This is a genomic window from Syntrophaceticus schinkii (assembly GCF_000946815.1).
GTDB lineage: Bacteria > Bacillota > DSM-12270 > Thermacetogeniales > Thermacetogeniaceae > Syntrophaceticus > Syntrophaceticus schinkii.
In genome coordinates, this window is the sequence record NZ_CDRZ01000294.1 from 1 (window position 1) to 11,380 (window position 11,380).

The 11,380-nt window shown below is 44.2% G+C and carries 14 protein-coding genes; 9 read left to right on the plus strand and 5 right to left on the minus strand.

What is annotated here, in order from left to right:
• Nucleotides 1-242 precede the first annotated feature (242 nt).
• Nucleotides 243-635, plus strand: coding sequence for a transglutaminase-like domain-containing protein (locus SSCH_RS15400; protein WP_156972361.1), 393 nt, complete (start codon nt 243-245; stop codon nt 633-635).
• A gap of 178 nt (nt 636-813) precedes the next feature.
• Here SSCH_RS15400 and SSCH_RS18535 read toward each other — a convergent pair whose 3' ends face one another.
• Nucleotides 814-1,011 (minus strand): hypothetical protein, encoded by a 198-nt coding sequence (locus tag SSCH_RS18535; RefSeq protein ID WP_156972362.1) that lies wholly within the window; start codon nt 1,009-1,011, stop codon nt 814-816.
• Nucleotides 1,012-1,131: 120 nt separating this feature from the next.
• Between SSCH_RS18535 and SSCH_RS15410 the strand changes: the two genes are divergently transcribed.
• The 5 genes from SSCH_RS15410 (at nt 1,132) to SSCH_RS17055 (ending at nt 5,296) form a co-directional block, all read left to right on the plus strand.
• Nucleotides 1,132-2,001: a DUF4846 domain-containing protein gene (locus SSCH_RS15410; protein WP_044666258.1), complete on the plus strand. Its 870-nt coding sequence runs from the start codon at nt 1,132-1,134 to the stop codon at nt 1,999-2,001.
• A 59-nt stretch (nt 2,002-2,060) separates the two neighbouring features.
• A complete protein-coding gene (locus tag SSCH_RS15415) occupies nt 2,061-2,987 on the plus strand; it encodes an AAA family ATPase (RefSeq protein WP_052835740.1) in 927 nt (308 codons plus the stop codon).
• Between the two features lie 131 nt (nt 2,988-3,118).
• Nucleotides 3,119-3,907: a hypothetical protein gene (locus tag SSCH_RS15420; RefSeq protein WP_044666259.1), complete on the plus strand. Its 789-nt coding sequence runs from the start codon at nt 3,119-3,121 to the stop codon at nt 3,905-3,907.
• Nucleotides 3,895-4,239 (plus strand): YkvA family protein, encoded by a 345-nt coding sequence (locus SSCH_RS15425; RefSeq protein ID WP_044666260.1) that lies wholly within the window; start codon nt 3,895-3,897, stop codon nt 4,237-4,239. The genes SSCH_RS15420 and SSCH_RS15425 overlap by 13 nt, the downstream gene beginning before the upstream one ends.
• Before the next feature lie 289 nt (nt 4,240-4,528).
• Nucleotides 4,529-5,296, plus strand: a complete 768-nt coding sequence (locus tag SSCH_RS17055; RefSeq protein ID WP_052835741.1) for a hypothetical protein — start codon at nt 4,529-4,531, stop codon at nt 5,294-5,296.
• 567 nt (nt 5,297-5,863) lie between these two features.
• Here the strand turns inward: SSCH_RS17055 and SSCH_RS17060 are convergent.
• A complete protein-coding gene (locus tag SSCH_RS17060; protein ID WP_052835742.1) occupies nt 5,864-6,559 on the minus strand; it encodes a LysM peptidoglycan-binding domain-containing protein in 696 nt (231 codons plus the stop codon).
• 198 nt (nt 6,560-6,757) lie between these two features.
• Here SSCH_RS17060 and pdaA point away from each other — a divergent pair, with 198 nt between their 5' ends.
• Together pdaA and SSCH_RS15445 are read left to right on the plus strand one after the other, a co-directional pair.
• Nucleotides 6,758-7,678 carry a delta-lactam-biosynthetic de-N-acetylase gene (gene pdaA, locus SSCH_RS15440; protein WP_052835743.1) on the plus strand — a complete coding sequence of 307 codons (921 nt, stop codon included), beginning with the start codon at nt 6,758-6,760 and terminating at the stop codon, nt 7,676-7,678.
• Between the two features lie 187 nt (nt 7,679-7,865).
• Nucleotides 7,866-8,303 carry a flavodoxin family protein gene (locus SSCH_RS15445; protein WP_052835744.1) on the plus strand — a complete coding sequence of 146 codons (438 nt, stop codon included), beginning with the start codon at nt 7,866-7,868 and terminating at the stop codon, nt 8,301-8,303.
• 223 nt (nt 8,304-8,526) lie between these two features.
• Here SSCH_RS15445 and SSCH_RS15450 read toward each other — a convergent pair whose 3' ends face one another.
• Nucleotides 8,527-9,372 carry a DNA adenine methylase gene (locus tag SSCH_RS15450; protein WP_044666261.1) on the minus strand — a complete coding sequence of 282 codons (846 nt, stop codon included), beginning with the start codon at nt 9,370-9,372 and terminating at the stop codon, nt 8,527-8,529.
• Between the two features lie 170 nt (nt 9,373-9,542).
• Here SSCH_RS15450 and SSCH_RS15455 point away from each other — a divergent pair, with 170 nt between their 5' ends.
• Nucleotides 9,543-10,322 (plus strand): transposase, encoded by a 780-nt coding sequence (locus SSCH_RS15455; protein ID WP_052835745.1) that lies wholly within the window; start codon nt 9,543-9,545, stop codon nt 10,320-10,322.
• Here SSCH_RS15455 and SSCH_RS19660 read toward each other — a convergent pair.
• Complete coding sequence (locus SSCH_RS19660; protein ID WP_198142548.1) at nt 10,282-10,788, minus strand: hypothetical protein; 507 nt, start codon at nt 10,786-10,788, stop codon at nt 10,282-10,284. The two genes, SSCH_RS15455 and SSCH_RS19660, sit on opposite strands and share 41 nt — an antisense overlap.
• Nucleotides 10,785-11,084, minus strand: coding sequence for a hypothetical protein (locus SSCH_RS19665; protein ID WP_198142549.1), 300 nt, complete (start codon nt 11,082-11,084; stop codon nt 10,785-10,787). The genes SSCH_RS19660 and SSCH_RS19665 overlap by 4 nt, the downstream gene beginning before the upstream one ends.
• Nucleotides 11,085-11,380: the final 296 nt, after the last annotated feature.

An 11,380-nucleotide genomic window follows, 5' to 3' on the forward strand; every position in this document is an offset into this window, starting at 1 on the left:
CGAAATACCCTTAAGCCTTCTGAATTATGACCGCCAGATTACTAATGATCTTCAGAAGTACCGTGAAATGCAGGCAAATCTGAACGGCAAGCCATGTACAAGGTCGATGCCAAGTGTTCAGAAAAAATAATCTCCAGGATGCATCAAAAAAAATTACGTTCCTTGGGTAACTGAAAGTAATAATTACCAATTCACTGGCTATATTGCCCAGTGGCTTGACATGCAAGCTGAAAAAGAAAATCTTGAATTCGGTTCAGAAAGTCGAATTCGTTCAGAGTTTTGTTGGCGGAGCTATCCCCTATCATCTGGATACCGGCTTGCAGTTTCCAGCCCAAACTTTAGCTGAGTCAGGTAAATGTAGTGATAAATCGTTTTTGGCCGCGGCGATCTTGGCCAATATGGGATACAAAGTGGCACTGCTCAGCTTCCATACTAAGAACCACATGACAGTAGGAGTCGCTTTGGATGGCACCACCCCAAGTTATTCCCCGGCAGTCGGCTTCGATTACAATGGAACCAAGTATTACTTCCTGGAGGTAACCGCGGCAGGCTGGAAGGTGGGACAGTCCAGCAGTGGTTTGGAAGCGGTTGAGCCGGAGGCGATTATACCGGTGTCTTGTAAACCAGCATTATAGGGGGTAAACTGTGTTATGCAAAAATGGTTATTTATTATACTTGGGGTTATTTTGCTGGTAGGGATACTATTTTATTTTAAATACAGTCGAATTACCAGGTTAAAAAGGCGGTACATGCAGTTAACACATCAAAGTCATCAAATCGCATATGAATCGCTGCAGTGGCAGCTTAACAAACTCAAAACGAAGACACCAGCTTCCCCGATGCAGTCGGAGCTTCTTTCCCGGGCATCGCTGAGGGCAGTACAGGCAGCAGCCAATCTTGATAACCTTGTTTGATGATATTGTAATAAGCCTCGGAAGGTTCCTGGCTGCCTTTCTGGGTCATCACATAGGCAAAGGCTTCGTGAGTGTTCCCCTGATCGTCTTCCACCATTACCTGAATTTTAGTGGTCAGTTCGTCTGGATGATGGGGGTAGGCATGGGGCGGTTTTCAAGGTAGAATTGATTAACGAACTATGGTTACATTACCATTTTTATGTGGGAGTGTTCAGACTTGAAAAAACTCTTATCACTGTTCGCCCTTTTCGCCCTCTTATTTCTTACTTCATGTGCCGGCAGCGACAATTCGGTGCAGGTAAGCGGGCAGCAAAAGCAAAAATCTTTAATCAACGAAAGTGGTATGACGGTACAGGAAAGGTTCGAGACTCCTGACGGATTCACAAGGGTTTCGGTGGATGATGGTTCTTTTGGCGAGTATTTAAGGAATCTTCCTTTAAAGTCGCACGGTTCCAGGGTTAGGTATTATAATGGCGGTGTAAAGCTGAAGGATGTCCATGAGGCGGTGGTGGACATTGACGTTGGGGAAAGGGACTTACAGCAGTGCGCTGATGCTGTTATTAGATTAAGAGCGGAATATCTGTATGGGAAGGAACAATACAAAAGGATCCATTTTAACTTCACCAACGGCTTTAATGCTGATTATGTCACCTGGAGGCAGGGGAACAGGATCGCAGTTGAAGGGAATCGGGCAAAATGGGTAAAATCGGCGGGGCAGTCAACCGATTACGCCAGCTTCAGGAAGTATCTGGATATGGTATTCGCCTATGCGGGGACATTGTCGCTGTCACAGGAAATGAAACAAGTGCCGTTGGAAGAGATGCAAATAGGTGATGTGTTTTTGAAGGGGGCTACTCCTGGGCACTGTGCGATTGTTGTTGATATGGCAGAGAATCAGGCAACAGGAGAAAAACTCCTTATGCTCGCCCAGAGTTATATGCCGGCTCAGGATATTCATATTCTGAAAAACCCTCAAAACAAAGGATGGAGCCCCTGGTATTCCCTTAACTTCGGAAAAATCGGAGAAAAACTCAAAACTCCTGAATGGGAGTTTACTGCTAACCAATTGGTTAGGTTTGAAGAATAATGTTTAAGATGTGACGGCTACGCCAGACCTCTGACACCACCCAATAAGGTGATAAAACAATGGAGATTCATGAACGCCTGACTGCTGTTGTGCAGCTGATGGAAGAAAGAAAAAAGCTGATGGGTAAGTTCAGACAAACCCAACAGATGTTAATCGCGGAGAGGAATCGTTTTGTTCATTTAAAGGGCATCCTAACTTCTGAGGGCAGAGATGTGGAGCGGCTGGAGGGGCTTACACTGATCAGTCTTTTTTATACTGTGTTGGGGACCAAAGAAGAGGCTATGCAAAAAGAGCGACAAGAATATCTAGCCGCTAAACTGCAGTATGATGAATGTGGTGCAGCCATCAGGGACCTGGAAGTGGAATTGGAGAATTTGGAACGGGAATTGGATGCCATTGGGGATCCGGAGGCGGAGTACCAGGCCGTATTACGGGAAAAGGAAGACGTTTTGCTTCAATCCGGTGGGCTGGTCGCTCAACAGCTTTTTGAGATTGATGAGGAAACGGGGCGTTTGCAGGCCAAGGTGAAGGAGCTGAAGGAAGCGATACGGGCAGGTGAGGATCTGGAAACGGCCTTGAATGGAATGGAAGCTCGCTTGAATAGTGCCCGCAACTTCGGAATCTGGGACATTTTGGGGGGCGGCCTATTAGTCACCGCAGTGAAGCATCTCCGCATCAGTGATGCTCAAAGAGATGTGCACAAGATTCAGCAACTGCTGCGTCGCTTTGAGCGAGAACTTGCTGATGTGCAAATAGAGACGGACATTGGGCTCGGTGGATTTGCTACATTTGCGGATTATTTCTTTGATGGCTTTATCGTCGACTGCATCATACAGACGAGAATAAACAGTTCGCTGGACTGCACAAGAGAGCAGAGGGTGAGGGCACAGCAAATTATTGCTGGACTGCGGCAAAAGCTGGGTGAAACCAATGAATGCTTAACAGAACTCCATGAACGAAGAAAGCAGATTATTGAGAAAGCGTAGGTGACGGGCGAATCCCCTGCCTCCGATGATGCGGCGAGATAAAGCAGATTATTGAGAAAGCGTAGGGGAGGGCACAGCTATTAACCCCATCCTGGCAGGGGGCAGAATTCCGTTGGCTGAAGAACGCCACTGTGTGCTTAAATGAAGGAAATCTATCAAAAGAAGCGAATCTCTTTTTATGTGAGAAAGGGGAGATTCTTATTTTACATCACCTGCTGCGTGGCCAAATTGTTATCAAAGATCACACGGTAAATGAATACATTGAAAAGCACTACAAAGACTCATTTGGTGACAAGTTAAAAGATGTGAAGGTCTTTTTTATAGATGGAGGCCTGTGTCTATGTGCCGCATTAAAACCGCACAGGCTTTTACCCGATGTGATGGTGGATATAAACTTTGCCCTTGATTCATTTGATTTCAGGCCTGGGGCGCATAATTTTAATTTCAGGTTTACTGAAAAGCCTAAGTTGACCTTTCCGGAGCAGAGAAGCAAGGTCAGCTTGAGAATTCTTAATTTTATTTTTGAGAAGATTGTCGGATCGAAAAGGATCATTGGGATTGTGAGCCGTAAACTGAATGAGATGAGTTTTCTGGCCTGGAATTATGACCGCGTGACACTTGACCTGGACAAACACCCTGAAGCTAAAAAGCTGTTCGAGAAAAGGGTGCCTTTAATCGGCATGAAAATTTTTGATTTTATAGGCGTAAAAGAGATTCTTTTCGGGAAGGGCGAAGTTGTCCTGAAGCCGAAAATTTATCCGGATGATCTCGTTGAAAAACTCCAGGACATTCGTGATCTAGTGGCTGCCGGGAGAGAGCGCAAAGAAACAACTGCCACGGTTGCCACAGCCGCCACAGATGCCACAACTGCCACATCCGAAAGGGAACAAATTTTTTCTCGTGATTGGTGCAAAGAGTAAAGCAGTTTCCCGATACACTACAAGCTCATGTGGAAAAAGAGCTTCCGAAACTAAAAGAAACCACCGCCCAAATCGGGGGCAAGCTCTGGGATGGGGTTAATTATTTATGGGATGCCATGAAAGACCCGGAGGTGCCCCAGGAGGCAAAGTTTATAGCTATTGCGGCTTTGCTCTATTTTGTCAGCCCTATTGATCTGATTTCCGACTTTCTACCAGGGGGTTATGCCGATGACGGCCTGGTTCTAGCCTTAGCCGTTAAGGCAGTCGCAGATATTCTAGAACACCACGAGGTCTCGCTTAACTCAACGGCCGCATTGAATCCAGGTGACTAACAACTCCCATGGTGCCTATCCGTACCTGACACCAAGCAGCCCCGGTGCCGTGCGCTTCTAGGTGACTACCCGGTGACGACTACCCGGTGACTGTCACCAAATAGCCGAAGTTGTCTATACAAGTTCTGAACTCCAGGTGGCTGTCACCGGAAGTAATCGGAAGTAATCGGAAGTAATCGCTACTAAGGCAATCATGACTGATATGACTAATTAAAAACACAGCGGAATTAGATATTCATGATCGCTTGGCTGCGGGGAAAGAGCAAAAAGAAGCTGAGGAATGAAATAAATGATTAACCTGATTGCCAAAAAGAACAGCGCCGAAGACATTATCAAAAAGAGAGCAAAAATTGCAAGCCATTTAATGAGAGAATCAAAAAATATTCAGAGCGAAGTAATTACGACAATTTCACCCCTCGACTTAAAGCTGATGTTTGATCTGTATGACGCTTTCTTTTTCGGTGGCTGGTTTAAAGACAGTTATCAAGGAAAGCTCAAACTCTCTCTTTCGCGGCGCATGACAAAGAGCGCCGGTGCAACGATTTGCCCAAAAAACATAGCAGAGATAAATCCGGAAGATCTGGTACTGGAAATCAGGATCGGGGTGGATTTTTTATTCAACTACGGTATGCTTGAGGGGCCGGTATGCTTGAAGGGGCCAATACCGGTGAACGGTATCAATACAAGCAATAGCCTGCAAGCGCTGCAGCTAGTATTTGAGCATGAACTCTGCCATGTAATCGAGTACATCTGTTTTCATGCGTCAAAATGCAGCGGAGATAGGTTTAAGACAATAGCCAATAATCTATTCGGCCACACAGCGATCCACCATAGTCTACCTACATACAGGCAAATTGCAAACCAGAAGCTTGTCCTGAACATAGGAGATACCGTTTGCTTTACACTTAAGGGGAAAAAGCTGAAAGGCATTCTCAATAACATCACTAAACGGGCGACAGTACTTGTTCCAAATAAAAACGGCTGTTTTGTTGATAAGCACCGGAATAGATATTCCAAGTATTATGTGCCACTGGAACTACTGGAACCAGCCGATTAGTTAATGATGACCAGTTAAGGGGACTGCCAACCATTTAGCCGTCACCAAATAGCCGAGATTTTCTACCAGAGGGGTATGCCGATAACGGCCTGGTACTTGCGTTAGCCGTTAATGCGGTCGCAGATGTCCCTGAATACCACGGTATTTGTACTTACCTGGCATGTGGGTGACGCCTGTGGATGCCCGCGGGTGACTGTCACCAAATAGCTGAAGTTGTCTATACAAGTTGGATTTCCGGGTGACTGTCACCATTTAGCACCATTTAGCCGAAGTTGTATAGACAGGTTGCGACAGGTTGTAACTTGCATATTTCCCTAAGCGCCTGTCAACATCTATATTGCTACCATCTGCCGCTTATACTTTCAACTGCTGGCCGGGGTAAATCGGGTTGTTGGGGTTGATTTGATTTAACCTTGCCAGGTCGGCTACTGTAGTGCCGTGTTTTTGGGCGATCAGCACAGGGAATCTCCGCGCTGGACAGTGTACAGTTTTTGTGTCGAAGATTGTCCAGGGATAGTTATTTTTTGCCCCGGATAAATGTTTGCTCTTGGGTCCAGGTTGTTGGCCTTAGTGATGGCATTCACTGCAGTATTTCTGCGCAATTCGCCATAAGGTGTCACCCCGTTGAACCGTATAAATGGTATTGCCGGCTGCGGGGGGTGTTTCACCTGATTTTTCACCCGATGGTATCACTAACCTCTGGCCAACCAGAATGTAGTTATTCGGATTGATGTTATTTGCCGCAGCGATGGCATTTACCGTGGTGCCGTACTTTTGAGCGATCAACCACAGCGTATCTCCACGCTGTACTATGTAAACCAGAGGTTCTGAAGATGAAGGCGGGGTCGACGGCTGTTCAGGGGTTTGCTCTGGGATAGATATCGTTTGCCCTGGATAAATGTATGCGTTTGGATTCAGGTTATTGGCTTTAGCGATGGCGTCCACTGTAGTATTGTACCGTTGTGAAATCAACCATAATGTATCACCGCGTTTGATTGTATAGGTGACAGAGGATGATGGGGGCTGCTGGGTTTTCCCCATTTTCTGGCCGATCATATCCCAGGTGGAAGAGAATTCCGAACCAAGGCTCCAGGCGGCCATGCCTGCAAGGTTGTACTGATTTGCCAAATCCAGTTTGAGCCCAAGGGAGCGGTCATCCTCCACCCAAATACTATGCTTGTAGCCGTTTTTGTAGTAAGTTGCTACATATTGTCCCACCCCGGCAAGGGATGTCTGGTGACGATGTCTGGTGACTGTCACCATTAAGCCGAAGTTGTCTATACAGGTTGGGCTTCCGGGTGACGTCTCCGTGTGACTGTCACACAATACGGTCACCAAATGGCAAGTAAATTGTTTTAGGTGGTGTCACCCCTGAAGGCAGGAGATTATTATATAGAAACAGAAAATTGAACAGAGAAAATGTCGAATCACAGCAATTAACTGAGGAGAGGGGTGACTAGTATGTTTAAAAACCGGTTACTGATATGTTTTGTTCTTCTCACTTGTTTATTTGTGTGCGGGTGCAAGCAAAACGCTGATCCAAATGCTAATCTGAAGAACGATATTCAAAATAATAAGAATGAGTCTACTAACATTACTCTCAACGATAACAGTGAGAAAAAGCCTGACCCTCCCGTAACGATCGAAGACCCAAAACCATCCCAGGAACCGGCAGATAAGAACTATGGTGACTACGATAACACAAAATACTCCTGGTATATTATCAGAAGAAACGACCATCAGCCCCCGGGAACAGGCTCGAAGCTGTCTGAATTGTCGACAAAATACAGGGCAGTATTTCTGGGAGATACATCCCGGAAAGTGGTTTACCTCACTTTTGATGAAGGATATGAGTATGGATTTACCCCAAAAATCCTGGATATTCTAAAGGAAAACAATGTGAAAGCTGCGTTCTTCATTACAATGCCTTACCTTAATAAGCATCTCGACCTGGTCGAAAGGATGGTCAACGAAGGGCATATAGTGGGAAACCATAGTGTGAGTCATCCCAGCTTACCGGAACTCAGCGATGAGAAAGTTATTAATGAGATTGAGGAGTTGAGTGTTGCTTTTAAGAGTAAAACCGGGCAGAACATGAAGTACTTTCGCCCTCCCATGGGTGAATTCAGCGAAAGAACACTGGCGATTTCAAATGACCTGGGCTACAGAAACATTTTCTGGAGTTCGGCTTATGACGATTGGGATGTCAACAAGCAAAAGGGTGCCGATTACGCCTACAAAATGACGATGGATAATATCCACAACGGAAATATGCTTCTTCTACATGCGGTTTCCAAGAGCAACACAGAAGCCCTGGACAGGATCATACGCGACCTAAAAAGCCAGGGGTATTCGTTTGGTACCCTGGATGAGATTAATTGAAGGATTATCGAGAATATCTGTTGTATTCTAACAAAGACTGCCATCTTTTCAGCGATTTTTTCAGCTGACGGAAAACTCAAACCTTTTGCCGGTTGGGGAACATGACATACAGAGCTCAGCCAAGAACCTCGCCCATGTTGATGGGCGAAGAGGATTTCAATTGTCATTAACAAGGGGAGGAAGCGCAATGAAGGTATTAGCTGTCCAGGGAAGTCCAAAGAAAAAAGGGAATACCGCTCTGCTGCTTGAGCATTATCTGCGGGGTGTGGAAGAAAACCATCGTAATGTGGAGATAAACAGGGTATTTTTGCAGGAGAAAAACATTGCGCCTTGCACGGGCTGCTACACTTGTATAGAGAAGAATAGCAGCTGTGTTATTGAAGACGATATGCAGGAGCTGTATGGCAAAATAGTTGAAGCTGACCTGTTGATCTTTGCCACACCTGTGTACTGGTGGAGCATCAGCGCCCAGCTGAAAACATTTGTGGATAGATTCTGCCCCCTCAGCGTTGAGGAATTTCAAAGGCAAAAAGTTTGTTCTGCTGATGACCTATGGTATGGCACGACCAAATACAGGCCCCGAGATGGTGGAAAATATGTTCAAAGAGATCTGGGATCACTTTGAGGTGGATTTTGCCCAAACCTACAGCACTTGCACAGAGCAATATCTTCCCGTTGCTGAAAATAAAGAAGCACAGGATGCTGTCTATGAGCTAGGCAGTGGGGTCAGGCTTGAGTAATTTACTTATTTACGCCTGTGGGTGACTGTCACCGCCAATATTCCAGAAACATAGGCGCAGTTGATGGCCGTGGACTGCCCCCAAGCCTTATCATTTTTCGTTACTTCATTACTGTTCAAAATTCATCACCAAGACCTCATCAACATTCCCTCGCCTATCAGCTTTTGAGTTGATTGCCCGCTTGGCCTGGATAACTTCTATTTTGTAATCTTGATAAAGGTCCATAATAAAGTCTGTAGCTGAGTTTGATAAAAGAAATTTGATTCCCTTCTTATTCAGCTTGTCGCAGGTTTTTTTAAGCCGGATTTGCTCATTGTGATCAAAGCCGCCCTTGTCATAGCCTGTAAAACTTGCAGTTTCGGAGACCGGGTCATAGGGCGGATCAAGGTAAACAAAGGCGCCTTTTCTCGACCATTTCAAAGCATCTTCAAAATCCTGACAGGTAAATCTGATTTTGGCTTTGTTGAAATAAGCACTGACAGCCCTCAATGTGGTTTCATTCACAATGTTAGGGTTCTTATAGTTCCCAAAGGGTGCATTGAATTCCCCTGACTTGTTGACCCTAAATAAGCCGTTGTAGCATGTTTTATTGAGATAAATAATCCTTGATGCCCTCTCTACAGGGGTTAACAAATTGTACTGCTCCCTGTCTCTATCCAGTTCTCTTATCTCATAAAAATAAGCTTTGTCATTTTTAATCTTGTGCCGCTTGAGGCCTTCTATTAACTCATCAACATTATCCTTAATGACCTCGTAAATATTCATTAATTCCTCATTGACGTCATTTACAACTGCCTTCTTCGGCTGCAGCTCAAATAGAACCGCTCCGCCACCAAGAAACGGCTCATAATAAGTAGAAAAGCTGTCCGGGACATATTTTATTATTTCATCTATTATTTGGCGCTTTCCACCCACCCACTTCACTACAGGTACGACTAACGTATTTTTTGCCACTGTTTGCCCCCTAATAATTCTTCTTTTCTATAAGAACAAACTTATTATTACCTGCATTACAAAACATAATTTCCTATACCTATAAATCATTCGTCAAAACCGGTTTATATCCTTGGGGTCAGGCTTGAGTAATTTACTTTCTGATGGTACAATTAACCAGGTGAGTAAATATGGGGAGAAAACCTCGTATTCATTATCCAGGAGCCGTATACCATGTAATTATTAGAGGTAACAACAGGGAAACAGTATTATTTGATGAACAACATAAGAGAAAGTATTTAAGCATAGTGGCACTATACAAAGATAAGTTGGGCTTTAAATTATATGCATTTTGTATTATGAATAATCATGCGCATCTATTAATAGAAGTGCATGATGTTCCGCTGTCTAATATCATGCAGCGTATTCAGCAGGTTTATACGCAGTGGTTTAACTGTAAATATGACAGGATAGGGCATGTGTTTCAACAAAGGTACAAAGCACTGCTGTGTGACAAGGAAAGCTATTTACTGCAGTTGATCAGATATATTCACCATAATCCAGTGAAGGCAAAGCTGGAAGGGGGAATAGATTATAAATGGAGCAGTCATGCTTATTATGTCGGAAAAGAGAAGGGTAGTTTGGTTGATACCGATGTTTTGGGTATGTTTGCTGAGAGCAGGAGAGAGGCTTTAAAGCAGTATTTGCTGTTTATGAATCAGGATCCGGATGAAATTATAGAAGGGATTATTTATAAGAACATTGACAAACTCCGACCGAAAATACAAGCCTTAGAGAGGGAAAATGCGGACAATAAGAAGAAATTAAACATTGATGAAATCATCGAACAGGTCTGTATGAATGAAAATACCGGAGTTAGCGGAATCGCCAGAAGGACAAGAACTCAGAGGATATCTGATATTAGAAAAGCTATAGTGCTGTTAAGTGAGAGGTACTGCAATATAACCTGAATTCCCAACATATTATACCTATGTCGGCCGATCCACCCCCATTGCAGTATAGAGATCGTTTTTGTTTTTGTGTGATCTCACCGAGCTGCGGCTGTTTTCCTTCACGCATAAAACACTCAATGATATCCAGTTCATCCAACAATTTTTGCATGGTGTATTTTTTGAATAAGTTGTGATCCGTCATAGCTTTTTTGATGTAGGAGAGATAGTAAAGGGCACTGAATTGAATAAAAAGCTTGCCTTCGAGATTTTCTTCTGAGAAGACCGATGTCCGCCGCATATTCAGGCGTTCTTTGAGATCGCCGAAAGCCTTCTCAATCAAGTCTTTATTGCGGTACAGATGAAGCGCCTCCACAGGATCCTTAACAGCATTAGAGATTAGAACAAAATAGCCATAGTTCTTCGTCTGCTCGGCAATAACACTTTCCTTCGCCGTAACGGTGATTTTATTTCGGTTGGTAGTCACATCAAAATATTTGGATAAGCTTTCTCATGTTCTGGCTTACGTGTTCCTTCCAGCAATTCTGTTTCCAATTGATCCAGCAGGGCGTAAAACTGTTTGCGTTCAAGAGCAACCTGATCATTATAGTAGAAATGGATATACATCCGGCGTTTACCATGAACCTCTTCCTGACTCCGAGGTTTGAGTTCGCGATAATTCCATGGATGAGGGAACGTCTGAATATAGAGTCCGGTCGACGAGTGGTAATACTTTCTGTTGGTAATGTCCGGACGAATCTCATTCAGAAAGCCACGGAACATCTTGAGAAATATCCTGCTTGCAAATAAGAAACTTGTAATTGATGATGCTTAGTATAAATTCATTGATGTTATCCTCACTATAGAACGCCCTGTCCATGATGAGCTTGATTTGATGAATCTTCAGGAAGTCAAGATCTTGCAGCAATTGCCTGACTGTTTTAACATCGGTAATATTACCGGCAAGTTTTCGGTAATAGACAAGAAGGTTAGATTTTTCACCGTTAAATCAAGGCCAAATTGATCTGAGGTAATTGGGTCATGGTCTTTGTTCTTCCCGTAATTTCACCTGTTTCAAG